Here is a 15108-nt window from a genome sequence, read left to right as displayed (position 1 = left end):
GGCCCTGTCGACGAGCCGGATGCCGCAGGCGCCAGGCGCCGCGGCCATCCGGTAATACTTACTGCTGGTGCTCACCGCGTTCGCGGGCAATCGCCCGGTAGCCGATGTCGGTCCGGTAGAAGCTGCCGTTCCAGCTGACTTCCTTGGCCAGGCGGTAAGCCTGCTGCTGCGCGTCGGCAACGGTGCTGCCCATGGCAGTGGCGCACAGGACGCGGCCGCCGTTGGTGACCACTTGGCCGTCCTTGAGCGAAGTGCCGGCATGGAACACCTTGCCTTCGATCTTGGCTGCGGCGTCCAGGCCGCTGATCGCCTCACCCTTGGCGTAATCGCCCGGGTAACCGCCGGCTGCCAGCACCACGCCGAGGCTTGGGCGCGGGTCCCACTGTGCTTCGACCTTGTCCAGTGCCTTGGCGAACGCTGCTTCGATCAGCAGCACCAGGCTCGATTCCAGGCGCAGCATGACGGGCTGGGTTTCCGGGTCGCCAAAGCGGCAGTTGAACTCGATGACCTTGGGGTTACCCGCCTTGTCGATCATCAGGCCGGCATACAGGAAACCGGTGTAGACGTTGCCTTCCTCGGCCATGCCGCGCACGGTCGGCCAGATCACCTGGTCCATCACGCGCTGGTGCACGTCGGCGGTGACCACCGGGGCAGGGGAGTAAGCACCCATGCCGCCAGTGTTCGGGCCGGTGTCCTGGTCGCCGACGCGTTTGTGGTCCTGGCTGGTGGCCATTGGCAGCACGTTGTGGCCATCGACCATCACAATGAAGCTGGCTTCTTCGCCGTCGAGGAACTCCTCGATCACCACGCGCGAACCGGCTTCGCCGAAGGCATTGCCTGCGAGCATGTCACGCACGGCGTCTTCGGCTTCCTGCAGGGTCATGGCGACGATCACGCCTTTGCCTGCGGCCAGGCCATCGGCCTTGATGACGATTGGCGCGCCTTTTTCCTGCAGGTAGGCCAGGGCCGGCTCGATCTCGGTGAAGTTCTGGTAGTCGGCGGTCGGGATCTTGTGACGTGCCAGGAAGTCCTTGGTGAATGCCTTGGAACCTTCCAGCTGGGCCGCGCCCTTGGTCGGGCCGAAGCAGTCCAGGCCGCGGCTGCGGAACAGATCGACCACACCGATGACCAGCGGCGCCTCGGGGCCGACGATGGTCAGGTCGACGTTGTTCTCGGCGAAGTCGGCCAGTTGCTCCAGGGCGGTTACGTCGATGGCGACGTTCTCGCACTTGGCTTCAATGGCGGTGCCGGCGTTGCCCGGGGCGACGAAGACTTTCTCGACGCGAGGGTCTTGGGCGACTTTCCAGGCCAGGGCGTGCTCACGGCCGCCGCTGCCGATGATCAAAACTTTCATGTCAAAACCTCGAATTCTTTCGGGCGCAAGGTAAAGCCTCACGCTGTACGAGGTCGCAATGAAGCAGGTAGATGCAAGGCGGGGCCGGTTCCGATGAGCGGAGTTGCCTTCTGGCAATGAGCATCAGCGGAACCGGCCCCAACGCAGCAGATGCCTGCTTCAGTGCGGCCGATTGCCGTAAATCAGTGGCGGAAGTGACGCATGCCGGTGAACACCATCGCAATGCCGGCTTCGTCGGCAGCAGCGATGACTTCGGCATCACGCATCGAGCCACCCGGCTGGATCACAGCGCTGATACCCACTTTAGCCGCATTGTCGATGCCGTCACGGAACGGGAAGAACGCGTCCGATGCCATGACCGCACCTTGAACCTGCAGGCCAGCATGCTCGGCCTTGATGGCCGCAATACGTGCGGAGTTGACGCGGCTCATCTGGCCGGCGCCGACGCCGATGGTCTGGCGCTGCTTGGCGTAGACGATAGCGTTGGACTTGACGAACTTGGCCACTTTCCAGGCAAACACCAGGTCGTGGATCTCTTGCTCGGTCGGTGCACGCTTGGTCACGATCTTCAGGTCATCGGCGGTGATCATGCCGATGTCGCGGCTCTGCACCAGCAGGCCACCGTTGACACGCTTGAAGTCCCAACCGGCAGCGCGCTCGGCTGGCCACTCGCCGCACTCCAGCAGGCGTACGTTCTGCTTGGCCGCCACCACGTCGCGGGCAGCCTGGGAGATTTTCGGTGCGATGATCACTTCGACGAACTGGCGCTCGACGATGGCCTTGGCAGTTTCGCCATCCAGCTCGCGGTTGAAGGCGATGATGCCGCCGAAGGCCGACTCGGTGTCGGTGGCGTAGGCCAGCTCGTAGGCCTGGCGGATACCGCCTTCGTCTTCAGGCACAACGGCCACGCCGCATGGGTTGGCATGCTTGACGATGACACAGGCCGGCTTGACGAAGCTCTTCACGCACTCCAGCGCAGCGTCGGTGTCGGCCACGTTGTTGAACGACAGTTCCTTGCCCTGCAGCTGCACGGCGGTGGAGATGCTGGCTTCGCCTTTGTTGGCCTCCACGTAGAACGCCGCGCTCTGGTGCGGGTTCTCGCCGTAGCGCATTTCCTGAGCCTTGACGAACTGGCTGTTGAAGGTGCGCGGGAATTCGCTGCGCTGTTCAGTGCTCAGGGTCTCCCGGGCCTGGTCGATGGTGCCCATGTAGTTGGCGATCATGCCGTCGTAGGCCGCGGTGTGCTCGAAAGCCTTGAGCATCAGGTCGAAGCGCTGTGCATAGGTCAGGCCACCGGCCTTGAGGCCTTCGAGGACGCTGGCGTAGTCGCTGGCGTTGACCACGATGGCAACATCCTTGTGGTTCTTGGCGGCCGAACGGACCATGGTCGGCCCGCCGATGTCGATGTTCTCGATGGCGGTCGGCAGGTCACAGCCAGGCTTGGCGATGGTGGCTTCGAACGGGTACAGGTTGACGGCGACCAGGTCGATCGGCTTGATGCCGTGCTCGTTCATGATGGCGTCGTCGGTACCGCGACGGCCGAGGATGCCGCCGTGGATCTTCGGATGCAGGGTCTTGACCCGGCCATCCATCATTTCGGCGAAGCCCGTGTAGTCGGCCACTTCCACCGCGTTCACGCCGTTGTCCTTGAGCAGCTTGTAGGTGCCGCCGGTGGACAGGATCTCGACACCGAGCTGTTGCAGCTCACGAGCGAATTCGAGGATACCGGTCTTGTCGGAGACGCTGATCAGGGCGCGGCGGACTGGCAGGCGGGTAGTCTGGTCGGTCATTTCGGATTCCAATAACGCGGTGGAGTCAGCAAAAAAGGCGCCTCTGTTCAGGGAGCCGCCTTTTCTGATTGGGATTCTGGCTTACAGCAAGTCGTACTGCTTGAGCTTCTTGCGCAGGGTGCCTCGGTTGAGCCCGAGCATCTCACTGGCCTTGGTCTGGTTGCCCTTGACGTAATTCATCACGCATTCGAGCAGGGGCGCCTCGACTTCGGAGAGCACCAGGTTGTACACGTCAGTGACGGTAGCGCCTTCCAGGTGTGCGAAGTAGTTGTGCAGCGCCTTCTCGACGCTGTCGCGAAGGGTCTGGCCCTCTTCGCTCGGCGTGTTGAGGTGCTGTTTGAGGTTGGCGTTGTCGCTCACGGGCGTTGTTCCACTCACTAATGTCTCGGTCATCATCGTCATGCGGCCACCCCTTGTCCGTCCTCTGTCTCAAGGCTCTGTCGACGTTCGTTGAAATAACCGCGAACGTTGGCGCACTGCGCTTGTGTGTCTTCCAAAGCGTTGAACCGGGAGCGAAACTCCTTGCCGCCGGGTCGTGTTGCCAGGTACCAGCCAACGTGCTTGCGGGCGATACGAACGCCCATCACATCGCCATAGAAGGCGTGCAGCGCGGCCAGGTGCTCCAGCAGGATACGTTCCACTTCGTCCAGCTGCGGGGCTGGCAAATGCTGGCCAGTCCCTAAAAAATGCTCGATCTCGCGAAAGATCCATGGCCGCCCCTGGGCAGCCCGGCCAATCAGCAGGCCGTCGACGCCGGTGGCGTCCAGCACCGCCCGGGCCTTTTCAGGCGATGTGATATCGCCATTGGCAAAGACCGGGATGGACACCGCCTGCTTGATCGCAGCAATGGTGTCGTATTCGGCATCGCCGGTGTACAGGTCGGCGCGTGTGCGGCCATGCACCGCCAGCGCCTGGATGCCGGCCTGCTCGGCGATCTTCGCCACGTTCAGGCCGTTTTTGTTCGCCCGGTCCCAGCCGGTGCGGATCTTCAGGGTCACCGGGACGTCCACCGCGCCGACGACGGCGTGGAGGATCTCGTGAACCAGAGCTTCATCTCTCAATAAAGCAGAGCCTGCAGCTTTGTTGCAGACTTTTTTTGCCGGGCAGCCCATGTTGATGTCGATGATCTGAGCACCCGCTTCGACGTTGGCCCGGGCCGCCGCTGCCATCATCTGCGCATCACCACCGGCGATCTGTACCGAGCGCGGCTCGGGATCACCTTCGTGGATGCGGCGCAGGCTCGACTTGCGGCTGTTCCACAGGCTCATGTCGCTGCTGACCATCTCCGACACCACCATGCCCGCGCCCAGGCGCTGACAAAGTGTACGGAAAGGCTGGTCCGTGACCCCGGCCATGGGCGCGAGGATCAGGTTGTTGCGTAGTGTGTATGGGCCGATGCGTACCGCCGACATTCAGATGAGGCCCAGCGCCGCGGCGTAGGTGGCAGCCAGCGTCTTGTTCGGCGCGTCGAACTTCTTCTGGATGTTCTTGTGGTGGAAGTTCACCGTGCTCTCGGAAATGCTCAGGATGATGGCGATTTCCCCGGAGCTCTTGCCGTCGGCGGTCCATTGCAGGATCTCGCGTTCGCGATGGCTCAGGCAGACCGGGTTGGACATCAGCATCGGATGCTCCAGGTCGGTCAGCTTCTGGGTCAGCAACTCGATCATGCAACGCAGCCGCAGGCGGATTTCCTCGCGCTCGAAGCTGGAGATGTTCTGCTGGTCGCGCGCCACGGAAAGCACGCTGAGCAAATTGTTCGGCGCGCGGATCGGCAGGGTCGCGCCGACACAGAGGCCCCAATCGCGAGCCTCGTTCCAGAGCATCCGGCTCTGGTCGAACAGGCTGTCGCTCCAGACCACCATTTCCGAGGAGCGCAGGCCGTTGAGGATCGCCGGATCCACGGCCCCGTAGTTCTGCATCTGGTATCGCTCCAGCCAGGCCTTGGGATAGGTGCCATGGACCTCGGTCTTCGGCCGGGTGAAGGGAATCGTGTGGCGCACGCCATAGGCGTAGTAATCGAAGCCCAGGCGCCGCACTTCCTTTTCCAGGACGGCGAACACGCCCTGGCTGTCGTGGATCGGCTGCATCTCGCTACGCAAACCGTCCCACCACAGCAAAAAGCCTCCGTCATTCCTCATAGGTGTTCCCTGTTGTGGGGCCGAATCATTGGAGTTCGAAAAAGGGTTGGCATAATACCCGCTCTCGGTGACCGGATAAAGATGGATCTGGATAAAATCTGAACAACTTTGGGCTTATGCCCGATGGTTAGCGACAGCAGGCTGGCGCCGAAAACACGGCGGCCAGCTGCGGCCGGTCACTCCGGTGAGCGGAAGCTGAGGCTGTAGTTCACGGCCTTCGGCCCTGGGTCGAGGATATCCAGGGCGATGTGGATCGGTGTCTGGCTGGGCATTTCGCCACGGCCAGCCAGTTCACCCGAAAGGTATTCGCTGGGCTTGAACCGACGGCTGGCGATCAGCTGGCCATTGAGGTCGGCGAAACGCAGCTCCAGCAGCGGGAACGGCTGGGCGAACGGTGCACGGTTGTAGATGATCGCGTCGACGATCAGTGCGCCCTTGAAGTCCGGGTGGCTGCGTACCACCAGGTTACTGCTCTTGATGCGGCCGATGTCGACCCGGGTAGGCACTTCGCAACCGAGCAGGGGGCACAGCTGCTGGAACAGCGGCCGGTACTGGTCCTGGCGGGCCATTTCGTCGAAATGGAACCATACATACTGAAAGGCCAGCAGGCCCGCGGCCAGTAGCGTCAGGAAGCCCCACAGCAGGCGCTTGCCCCAGTTGGGCTTGGGTTTTTCCCAGCCCAGCTGCAGCGGGTCGTCGACAACATCGACCAACGGCTCCTTGCGCGACGGGCGCTCGCCCTTGGCGCTAAAACCAGGCTCCAGGCGCTCGCCGGGCAGCGGCTCGTCAGGGTCGTCATCCCGCGCCGACAGGCGGATATCCGTTTCGTCGTCATCACGGGCACTCAGGCCTTTTTCGTGGATGATTTCCTCTTCCGCTGGCAGCGGCTCGTGGAAATCGTCCACGTCATCGTGTTGGGTAGCCCGAGGCGCAGCAGGCTCGTTTTCGAACTCAAGGTCCAGGTTGCCGCCCAGCGTGGGCTCGGTGCGGTCCCCAGGGGCTGGCTCAAGGTCCAGCGGCTCCTGCTCCAGCAGCACCGGCGCGGGCTCGACGGCTTCCAGCGGCTCATGGTGATCGTCAGTTGCATTGCCAAACAGCGCGTCGCCATGGGTGTCGGTGGCGGGCTCGTCACGCCGTGCCTGCAGCGCATCGACAGGTGGGGCAATGCGTGGCTCGTCAGGTTTGCCGCGCCGTTCAAGGCGGGCCAGCTCCTGGTCAAGGTCGAGTTCGTCCAGGGCTTGGGCAGTGGCTGCCCAGTCTTGTGGCTGGGCGCCCGGGCGTTCGCTCAGCGGCGGTTCGGGCACGGCGACGGGCTCGACCACCGGGATCGGCGGGATCACGGGCGCAGTGCCAGCGCGGCTCTGCTCCAGCAACTGCTTCGCCGCATTGAACACCTGCAGGCACTGGCCGCAGCGGACCACGCCACGCGCCACGCTCAATTGGTGATGGGTGACGCGAAAGCTGGTCTGGCAATGCGGGCACTGGGTGACGAAACTGTCGGTCATGCGGCGATCCGGAGGGCTGTGCAGAGAAGTATTCTAGGCCCGCTTAGCGGCGGCGACCACTGATGCGCACCCAGCCGTCGCGTACGACGATCGGGTCCAGCTCGAAGTCGGCGGCGTAGGCTGCGGCCACCTCCTCACCCTGCTCGGCAAGAATGCCCGAGAGGGCCAGCAGGCCACCGGGGCGAACCAGGCCGGACAATTGCGCTGCCAGCGAGACCAGCGGGCCTGCGAGGATGTTGGCGACCAGCACGTCGGCCTGCATGGCCGGCATGTCTTCGGGAAGGTACAGCGCCAGCTTCTGGTCGGCGATGCCATTGCGCTGGGCATTGTCGCGCGAGGCTTCGATAGCCTGCACGTCGATGTCGGTACCGACCGCTTCACGGGCGCCCAACAGCAGGGCGGCAATGGCGAGGATGCCCGAGCCACAGCCGAAGTCCAGCACCTGGGTGCCTTCGAGCTGTTGGCCGTCGAGCCATTCCAGGCACAGCGCGGTGGTCGGGTGAGTGCCGGTGCCGAAGGCCAGGCCCGGGTCGAGCAGCAAGTTGACCGCGTCTTTCTCCGGCGCATCGTGCCAGCTTGGCACGATCCACAGGCGGCGGCCGAAGCGCATCGGCTTGAAGCCGTCCATCCAGCTGCGCTCCCAGTCCTGGTCCTCGATCACCTCGGCCTGGTGCTCGGGCAGTTCGGCACCGGTCAGCAGTCGCAGGTGGGCGAATACTGCCTCAGGCACGGCGTCGGCTTCGAACAGTGCCAGCAGGTGAGTGTGCGACCACAGCGGGGTGGTGTTGAGGTCGGGTTCGAAGATCGGCTGATCTTCGGCATCCATGAACGTGACCGAGACGGCGCCGACTTCGAGCAGGGCGTCTTCGTAGGTTTCGGCTTGTTCCGGGCTGATGGCCAGGCGTACTTGCAGCCAGGGCATGGCGGGCACCTTTGGTAATTCGACAGGGGCAGCCCTAGGCTGCGCGAAGGCTGGCAGTTTACGCGAGTGCGGGGGGTTTGTAGAGGAGGGAGGGGAGGTGCTTGCCGTGGGGTTTCCCGTGTTCATGAAATCGAGCGCCGCCCGCGCGACGCATCGCGGATAAATCCGCTCCTACATGAGTTGCAATGCGCCATGGCCGGATAGGCCATAGTTGTCAGCCTGGATAGCACGGCGCAATTTTTCGGCACATGCATAAAAAACCCCGGCACAGGGCCGGGGTTTTCATGCATCACGCTAACGCGATCACTCCTGGTTGGCCAGTTTGTGCTCGAGGTAGTGGATGTTGACGCCGCCTTTGCAGAAACCTTCATCGCGCACCAGGTCGCGGTGCAGCGGGATGTTGGTCTTGATGCCGTCGACGACGATCTCGTCCAGGGCATTGCGCATGCGCGCCATGGCTTCGTCGCGGTCTTTGCCGTAGGTGATCAGCTTGCCGATCAGCGAGTCGTAGTTCGGCGGAACCGAGTAACCGCTGTACAGGTGCGAATCGACGCGAACGCCGTTGCCGCCCGGGGCGTGGAAGTGCTTGACCTTGCCTGGGCTCGGGATGAACTTGCGCGGGTCTTCGGCGTTGATCCGGCACTCCAGCGAGTGGCCACGAATCACTACGTCTTCCTGGCGGAACGACAGCTTGTTGCCAGCGGCGATGCTCAGCATCTCCTTGACGATGTCGATGCCAGTGACCATCTCCGACACCGGATGCTCAACCTGTACGCGGGTGTTCATCTCGATGAAGTAGAAGCTGCCGTTCTCGTACAGGAACTCGAACGTACCGGCACCGCGGTAGCCGATTTCGATGCACGCATTCAGATGAGGCCCAGCGCCGCGGCGTAGGTGGCAGCCAGCGTCTTGTTCGGCGCGTCGAACTTCTTCTGGATGTTCTTGTGGTGGAAGTTCACCGTGCTCTCGGAAATGCTCAGGATGATGGCGATTTCCCCGGAGCTCTTGCCGTCGGCGGTCCATTGCAGGATCTCGCGTTCGCGATGGCTCAGGCAGACCGGGTTGGACATCAGCATCGGATGCTCCAGGTCGGTCAGCTTCTGGGTCAGCAACTCGATCATGCAACGCAGCCGCAGGCGGATTTCCTCGCGCTCGAAGCTGGAGATGTTCTGCTGGTCGCGCGCCACGGAAAGCACGCTGAGCAAATTGTTCGGCGCGCGGATCGGCAGGGTCGCGCCGACACAGAGGCCCCAATCGCGAGCCTCGTTCCAGAGCATCCGGCTCTGGTCGAACAGGCTGTCGCTCCAGACCACCATTTCCGAGGAGCGCAGGCCGTTGAGGATCGCCGGATCCACGGCCCCGTAGTTCTGCATCTGGTATCGCTCCAGCCAGGCCTTGGGATAGGTGCCATGGACCTCGGTCTTCGGCCGGGTGAAGGGAATCGTGTGGCGCACGCCATAGGCGTAGTAATCGAAGCCCAGGCGCCGCACTTCCTTTTCCAGGACGGCGAACACGCCCTGGCTGTCGTGGATCGGCTGCATCTCGCTACGCAAACCGTCCCACCACAGCAAAAAGCCTCCGTCATTCCTCATCAACGCAGCGCTTGAAGACTTCCTGACGGGCCTTCTCGTCGATACCCGGAGCCGGCGCTTCTTCCAGTACCTTCTGGTGACGGCGCTGCAGCGAGCAGTCACGGTCGCCCAGGTGGATGGCATTGCCCTGGCCGTCGGACAGCACCTGAACTTCCACGTGGCGTGGGTTGGTCAGGAACTTCTCGAGGTAAACCATCGGGTTGCCGAAGGCTGCACCGGCTTCGGTACGGGTGAGCTTGGCCGAGGAAATCAGGTCCTCTTCCTTGTGCACCACGCGCATGCCGCGACCACCACCGCCACCGGCGGCCTTGATGATCACCGGGTAGCCGACGTCACGGGCGATTGCCAGGGCGACTTCTTCGTCTTCCGGCAGCGGGCCATCGGAGCCCGGTACGGTCGGTACGCCCGACTTGATCATCGCGTCCTTGGCCGAAACCTTGTCGCCCATCAGGCGAATGGTGTCGGCTTTCGGGCCGATGAAGGCGAAACCGGACTTCTCGACCTGCTCGGCGAAGTCGGCGTTTTCCGCCAGGAAGCCGTAACCCGGGTGAATGGCGGTGGCGCCGGTCACTTCAGCCGCGGCGATGATCGCCGGGATGTGCAGGTACGAATCCTTGGACGAAGCAGGACCGATGCAGACCGACTCGTCTGCCAGGCCCAGGTGCATCAGTTCGCGGTCAGCCGTGGAGTGTACGGCCACGGTCTTGATGCCCAGCTCTTTGCAGGCACGCAGGATCCGCAGGGCAATTTCCCCACGGTTGGCGATCAGGACTTTTTCCAGCTTCCCAGACATCGTTGGCTCTCCGCGAATCAAACGACGGTGAACAGCGGCTGGTCGAACTCAACCGGCTGACCGTCTTCCACCAGGATGGCGTCGATGACACCGCCGATTTCGGCTTCGATGTGGTTCATCATCTTCATCGCTTCAACGATGCACAGGGTGTCGCCTTTTTTCACCGACTGGCCAACTTCAGCGAAGTTAGGCGAGGTCGGCGACGGCTTGCGGTAGAAGGTACCGACCATTGGCGAACGGATCACGGTGCCTTTCAGGGCAGGTGCAGCAGCGGCAGCTTCAGCAGCTGGGGCAGCGGCGGCGGCGGCCGGAGCAGCTACAGGTGCGGCAGCCATTGGTGCTGGTGCGTAGAACTGTTGAGCAGCCGGGGTCTTGCTGTGACGGCTGATACGGACCGACTCTTCGCCTTCCTTGATCTCCAGCTCGTCGATGCCAGACTCTTCCAGCAGCTCGATCAGTTTCTTGACTTTACGGATATCCATTAATCATCAACTCCCAAAGGTTCGGTCAGGGGGCGTAAGTTAAAAAACGTATCTGAACGTTTCTCTCGAACCCCGGCCCACTCAGGCCAGGGTTTCAATCATCAGGGCTGTGCGTTGGCAGCCAGTTGTTCCAGCGCGGCTTCCAGGGCCAGGCGGTAACCGCTGGCGCCCAGACCGCAGATCACACCTACGGCTGCATCGGAGAAGTAGGAGTGATGACGGAACGGTTCGCGTTTGTGCACGTTGGACAGGTGCACTTCGATGAATGGGATGCTCACCGCAAGCAATGCGTCACGTAATGCGACACTTGTGTGGGTGAAAGCAGCCGGATTGATCAGGATGAAGTCCACACCCTCGTTGCGTGCGGCATGAATACGGTCGATCAGTTCGTACTCGGCATTGCTCTGCAGGTACTGCAGATGGTGGCCTGCGGCGCGGGCGCGTTGCTCCAGGTCTTGGTTGATCTGGGCCAGGGTCACGGCGCCGTAGTGGCCCGGCTCGCGGGTACCGAGCAGGTTCAGGTTGGGGCCGTGGAGCACCAGTAGCGTTGCCATCTGCGGATTCCTTGGATTTGTAGGGCAATTCGACACAGCGCGGCGAGTGTGCCGCAAAGCGACGGCAAGTGTCCAGTTCCCGGCAATAGCCAGCACGATGTCCGAGGTTCGCGCGAAGTATGTGACCGAATAATTAAATCCGGTCACTCATGCGCAGATTTTCCCGGCACGCGGGAAGTTATAGACCGAGTTTGCTGCGCACGCGCGTCACAGTGTCGGCAAATTCGCCGGCGTTTATCTCGCCAACCACCCGATCGTCGGTGATTTCGCTACCGTTAGCTGCAAAGAACAATAGCGCTGGCGGGCCGAACAGCTGGTAACGATCCAGCAGCGCGCGTTGTTCGGCGTTGCTTTCGGTGATGTCGAAACGCAACAGTTGGAATGCGCCCAGCTGCGGTTGAACCTGTGGCGCATTGAGCACCTCATGCTCGATGACCTTGCAACTGATGCACCAGTCTGCGTACCAGTCCAGCAGTACCGGCTGGCCGGCCGACTTGGCCTGGGCCAGGGCGGCGTCGAGTGCTGCAGATGTGGTGATGGTCTGCCAGGCGTCCGTTGCAGCTGCCGGGCTGTTGCCTGCAGCTGCGTGGGTTGGCGCGGGCAGCGGGCGCAGCGGGTCGCCCTGGCCATTGAGGGCGCCGTACCAGCAGGCCAGGGCATACACCAGCAGGGCCAGGCCGAGCAGTTGCGCCAGGCGTTGGCGCGGGGGCTTGATCACGAACTCCAGGGCACCCAGGAACAGCGCCACGCCGGCACTCAGGAAGCCGACCAGCAACAGGGTGGCCGGCCCCGGCAGTACACGGCTGAGCAAACCGATGGCCAGGCCCAGCAGCAGCACGCCAATGGCGTTTTTCACGGTGTTCAGCCAAGGGCCACTCTTGGGCAGCCAGGCCGCGCCACCGGTGGCGATCAGCAACAACGGCGCGCCCATGCCCAAGCCGAGAGCGAACAGCTTCAGCGCACCGCCCAAGGCGTCGCCGCTGGCGCTGATGTACAGCAAGGCGCCGGCAAGTGGCGCCGAAACACATGGCGAAACCAGCAGGCTCGACAGCACGCCCAGCACCGCCGCACCCAGCAACGAGCCGCCCTTGGTGCGGTGGGCGAGTGTGTCCAGGCGCTTGCTCAAGGCTTGCGGTAGCTTCAGCTCGAACAGGCCGAACATGGCGAGGGCGAACAGCACGAAGAACAACGCGAACGGCACCAGTACCCAAGCTGATTGCAGCCGCGCCTGCAGGTTCAAGCCCGCGCCGAAAAGGCCCATCAGCGCGCCCAGCACGGCGAAGCTGGCGGCCATCGGAACCACGTAAGCCAACGACAGGGCGAACCCGCGCAGGCCTCCTGCCTGGCCACGCATGACCACGCCCGAGAGGATCGGCAGCATCGGCAGCACGCACGGGGTGAAGGTCAGGCCAACGCCGGCGAGGAAGAACAGTAGTAGCGACTTCCAGCTCCAGCTGTGCTCGCTGATCGTCGCCGCTGCACCGGCCGCAACGCCATCTTCGCCATCGATGCTCAGGCGTTCGGTTTCCGGTGGGTAGCACAGGCCCTTGTCGGCGCAGCCCTGGTAGCCCACCAGCAGGGTGAACGCGCGGGGGTCGGTGCGCGGCAGTTCGATGTCGACTACACCGTGATACACCTCGACGTCGCCGAAGAACTCATCATGCTTGGCCTCGCCTGCAGGGATGACGGGCGCGCCCAGCGCGACGTCCGCAGGCTCGGTGCGGAACTGGAACCGATGGCGGTAAAGGTAATAGCCGTCGGTGGCGACGAAGCGCAGTTTGACGCTTTGCGCATCGGCCTTGACCAGGGTGAGCTTGAACGCTTCGTGTACCGGCAGGAAGTCTGCGCTGTTGCTCAGAGAGGCGGCGCCGAGGGTAGCGCTGGGGCGGTTGTCGAGCAGGCCCGAGGCGAAGGCAGGGCTGGCCAGCAGCAGGAACAGCAGGAAAAACAGGCGGCGCATGGCGGACTCGCGAGGTGGAACATGGCGGGCATGATAGCGGAGTTGGGGCGCGTTGGGGCCATGCTCCCACAAGGCCGTTCCCACATGGGGCGGCGCAGGATTCCTCAGACCCTGAACGCGCCCACCGCTCGGTTCAGCTCACCGCCGAGGGTCAACAGCTGCTCGCCGTGCTCGCGCCCCTCGCCGATGCGCTGCAGGTTGTCTTCACCCAATTCATGAATTCGCTCGCTGTGCCCACGGATCTCGCTGACCGCGCCGCTCTGCTGGGCGGTGACATCGGCGATGCGCACCGCAGTATCGGCAATGGTGCGGATTGCACTGACGATCTCATCGAGCGCGCCATCGGCTGCCTGGGCTTTGTCAGCCGTGGCTTCGGCGTGTTCGAGCTGCGCCCGCATGCCCGCCACCGATTCGCGCGCGGCCAACTGCAGCCGGTCGATCAATGCCTGGATCTCGCCGGTGGCGCCTGTGGTGCGTTGCGCCAGCGAGCGTACTTCGTCGGCCACCACCGCAAAACCCCGGCCCATCTCGCCCGCACGGGCGGCTTCGATGGCGGCGTTGAGTGCCAGCAGGTTGGTCTGTTCGGCAATCGACCTGATCACGGTCAGCACACCGCCAATGGTGGCTGATTCCTCCGCCAGCTGTTCGATCATGCGGGCGTTGCCCTGCACTTCGTCGACCAGTGCCCGCAGGCCGGAAAGGCTCTGGCCGATCACCGTCTGGCCTTGTTCCACGGCACGGCCGGCATCGCGGCTGGCATCGGCGGCAGCGCTGGCATCACCAGCCACTTGCTGAATGGTCGCTTCCAGTTCGCCCAAGGCATCGCGGATCTGCCCGGTGTCGCCCGCCTGGCGCTCGGCGCCGTCGTGCAGGGCGGCGCTCATGCCTGCCAGGGCGTGGCTGCTGCCGGCGACCTGTTCGGCGTTGTGGCGGATGGTGCCGACCAGTTGCACCAGGTACTGGCGCAGGCGGTTGAGCGATTCCTCGATGTCATGCAGCTCGCGGTTGGTCTTGCCCAAGGCTATGGGGGCGGCGAAATCGCCCTCGGCCCAAGCGGACAACCCGGGGGCCAGACTGGTCAGAGTGCGTGTCAGGCGTCGCTGCAAGGTGTCGATGAGCAGCGCGATCAGCAGGATCAGGCCAATCATCAGCCCCTGCATGATGCGCACTTCGCTGGCGATCTTCGCGTGCTGTGCTCGGACTTCCGGCTCCAGGCCGGCGATGGCCTGTTGCACGGCGTCGAGCCGTTCGTTGGTGCTAGTGGCCAAAGCGGTGCGCTGCTCGATCTGCGCGCGGGTGCGCTGCAGTTCGCCGGGGTAGCGGTTGAGCAGGCTTTGCAGTTCGCGCTTGAGGCCGACGGCGACGTCTTCCTGCTGCTCGCTGGCCTGGGTTTCCAGGCCCAGCAGGGCGGCGAAGTCATCGGCATTGGATTCGGCCGCGCGCGTCACCCCCAGCAGCGGCAGGCCTTCAATGACCTGGGCCTGCGCGCGGATCAGTTGAAGCTCGCGCTCCACCTCGTCAGCCAGTTCGGCGCGGCCACTGCTGACCAGTTTTTCCCGCGCCAGCGACAGGCGGCCCAGGTGCACGCTGGCGTCGAGCAACGGCAGCAGATAGCGGCTGGCTTCGCTGTTGCCGCTGTCACGCGCATAGCCGGCCAGCTGCTCGAAGTTGCCACCCAACTCACGTTCGGCCTGCAACAGCAAAGCCTGCGGGTCGCCGGCCAACTTGCCGGCGGCAAGCAGTTCGTTGGCGGCATACGCCTGCAGGGTGTCCAGGCTCGGGCGCAATTTGCGGGCAAGTGCGTCGGGCCAATCGGTCAGTGCGGCCTGCAATTGCTGGTTGGCGTCTATTGCGGCCGCATGGCGCAGCGCGTCGCCACTGCCCAGGTAGGCCTGGATGTTGCGGGCAGCCTGGTTCTGGAACTGTTGCGACAGGCCAAGGTAGCGTTCCATCAATTGATAGGGCCGTTCCAGGGCGCGCTGCGACCACCACAGGGTGGCGCCCAAGGCGATACACAC

The 15108-nt window shown here is 63.6% G+C and carries 12 protein-coding genes and 2 pseudogenes; all 14 read right to left on the bottom strand.

Annotation, left to right across the window (positions count from 1 at the left end):
• Positions 1-58: 58 nt before the first annotated feature.
• Positions 59-1354, bottom strand: coding sequence for a phosphoribosylamine--glycine ligase (gene purD / locus ACNQPL_RS13845; RefSeq protein ID WP_346614748.1), 1296 nt, complete (start codon positions 1352-1354; stop codon positions 59-61).
• Between the two features lie 182 nt (positions 1355-1536).
• A complete protein-coding gene (purH, locus tag ACNQPL_RS13840; RefSeq protein ID WP_416467047.1) occupies positions 1537-3144 on the bottom strand; it encodes a bifunctional phosphoribosylaminoimidazolecarboxamide formyltransferase/IMP cyclohydrolase in 1608 nt (535 codons plus the stop codon).
• A gap of 81 nt (positions 3145-3225) precedes the next feature.
• Positions 3226-3546 (bottom strand): DNA-binding transcriptional regulator Fis, encoded by a 321-nt coding sequence (gene fis / locus ACNQPL_RS13835; RefSeq protein WP_011535876.1) that lies wholly within the window; start codon positions 3544-3546, stop codon positions 3226-3228.
• On the bottom strand, positions 3543-4556 hold the full coding sequence (gene dusB, locus ACNQPL_RS13830; RefSeq protein ID WP_346614746.1) for a tRNA dihydrouridine synthase DusB: 1014 nt from the start codon (positions 4554-4556) through the stop codon (positions 3543-3545). The genes fis and dusB overlap by 4 nt, the downstream gene beginning before the upstream one ends.
• Positions 4557-5282: a transcriptional regulator RhlR gene (gene rhlR, locus ACNQPL_RS13825; RefSeq protein WP_347063173.1), complete on the bottom strand. Its 726-nt coding sequence runs from the start codon at positions 5280-5282 to the stop codon at positions 4557-4559.
• A 176-nt stretch (positions 5283-5458) separates the two neighbouring features.
• The gene (locus ACNQPL_RS13820) at positions 5459-6787 is read right to left on the bottom strand and encodes a DUF3426 domain-containing protein (RefSeq protein ID WP_416467046.1); all 1329 of its coding nucleotides are present in this window, start codon (positions 6785-6787) and stop codon (positions 5459-5461) included.
• 43 nt (positions 6788-6830) lie between these two features.
• Positions 6831-7709 carry a 50S ribosomal protein L11 methyltransferase gene (prmA, locus tag ACNQPL_RS13815; protein ID WP_416467045.1) on the bottom strand — a complete coding sequence of 293 codons (879 nt, stop codon included), beginning with the start codon at positions 7707-7709 and terminating at the stop codon, positions 6831-6833.
• A 303-nt stretch (positions 7710-8012) separates the two neighbouring features.
• A pseudogene (locus ACNQPL_RS13810) lies at positions 8013-8579 on the bottom strand (acetyl-CoA carboxylase biotin carboxylase subunit); the annotation flags it as partial.
• Positions 8576-9301, bottom strand: a complete 726-nt coding sequence (gene rhlR / locus ACNQPL_RS13805) for a transcriptional regulator RhlR (RefSeq protein ID WP_347063173.1) — start codon at positions 9299-9301, stop codon at positions 8576-8578. The pseudogene ACNQPL_RS13810 and the gene rhlR (ACNQPL_RS13805), both read right to left, overlap by 4 nt.
• A 1-nt stretch (position 9302) precedes the next feature.
• A pseudogene (locus ACNQPL_RS13800) lies at positions 9303-10094 on the bottom strand (biotin carboxylase N-terminal domain-containing protein); the annotation flags it as partial.
• Positions 10095-10111: 17 nt separating this feature from the next.
• On the bottom strand, positions 10112-10576 hold the full coding sequence (accB, locus tag ACNQPL_RS13795; RefSeq protein ID WP_346614742.1) for an acetyl-CoA carboxylase biotin carboxyl carrier protein: 465 nt from the start codon (positions 10574-10576) through the stop codon (positions 10112-10114).
• 101 nt (positions 10577-10677) lie between these two features.
• Positions 10678-11130 (bottom strand): type II 3-dehydroquinate dehydratase, encoded by a 453-nt coding sequence (gene aroQ / locus ACNQPL_RS13790; protein WP_346614741.1) that lies wholly within the window; start codon positions 11128-11130, stop codon positions 10678-10680.
• Between the two features lie 178 nt (positions 11131-11308).
• Entirely contained in the window at positions 11309-13090 is a 1782-nt protein-coding gene (locus ACNQPL_RS13785; protein WP_416467044.1) for a protein-disulfide reductase DsbD, read from the bottom strand.
• 104 nt (positions 13091-13194) lie between these two features.
• Positions 13195-15042 (bottom strand): methyl-accepting chemotaxis protein, encoded by a 1848-nt coding sequence (locus tag ACNQPL_RS13780; RefSeq protein WP_416467089.1) that lies wholly within the window; start codon positions 15040-15042, stop codon positions 13195-13197.
• Positions 15043-15108 lie beyond the last annotated feature (66 nt).

It is taken from the genome of Pseudomonas sp. LFS044, from assembly GCF_047978245.1.
Taxonomy (GTDB): domain Bacteria; phylum Pseudomonadota; class Gammaproteobacteria; order Pseudomonadales; family Pseudomonadaceae; genus Aquipseudomonas.
The sequence above is the reverse complement of the archived record's forward strand: the minus strand, read 5'-3'. Positions and strand labels throughout refer to the sequence as shown.

Excerpts from the sequence above, each read along its gene's own strand:
- rhlR (WP_347063173.1), bottom strand. The coding sequence starts at position 5,282 with ATGAGGAATGACGGAGGCTTTTTGCTGTGGTGGGACGGTTTGCGTAGC.
- purH (WP_416467047.1), bottom strand. The coding sequence starts at position 3,144 with ATGACCGACCAGACTACCCGCCTGCCAGTCCGCCGCGCCCTGATCAGC.
- aroQ (WP_346614741.1), bottom strand. The coding sequence starts at position 11,130 with ATGGCAACGCTACTGGTGCTCCACGGCCCCAACCTGAACCTGCTCGGT.
- prmA (WP_416467045.1), bottom strand. The coding sequence starts at position 7,709 with ATGCCCTGGCTGCAAGTACGCCTGGCCATCAGCCCGGAACAAGCCGAA.
- ACNQPL_RS13780 (WP_416467089.1), bottom strand. The coding sequence starts at position 15,042 with ATGGAACGCTACCTTGGCCTGTCGCAACAGTTCCAGAACCAGGCTGCC.
- accB (WP_346614742.1), bottom strand. The coding sequence starts at position 10,576 with ATGGATATCCGTAAAGTCAAGAAACTGATCGAGCTGCTGGAAGAGTCT.
- fis (WP_011535876.1), bottom strand. The coding sequence starts at position 3,546 with ATGACGATGATGACCGAGACATTAGTGAGTGGAACAACGCCCGTGAGC.
- purD (WP_346614748.1), bottom strand. The coding sequence starts at position 1,354 with ATGAAAGTTTTGATCATCGGCAGCGGCGGCCGTGAGCACGCCCTGGCC.
- ACNQPL_RS13820 (WP_416467046.1), bottom strand. The coding sequence starts at position 6,787 with ATGACCGACAGTTTCGTCACCCAGTGCCCGCATTGCCAGACCAGCTTT.
- ACNQPL_RS13785 (WP_416467044.1), bottom strand. The coding sequence starts at position 13,090 with ATGCGCCGCCTGTTTTTCCTGCTGTTCCTGCTGCTGGCCAGCCCTGCC.
- dusB (WP_346614746.1), bottom strand. The coding sequence starts at position 4,556 with ATGTCGGCGGTACGCATCGGCCCATACACACTACGCAACAACCTGATC.
- rhlR (WP_347063173.1), bottom strand. The coding sequence starts at position 9,301 with ATGAGGAATGACGGAGGCTTTTTGCTGTGGTGGGACGGTTTGCGTAGC.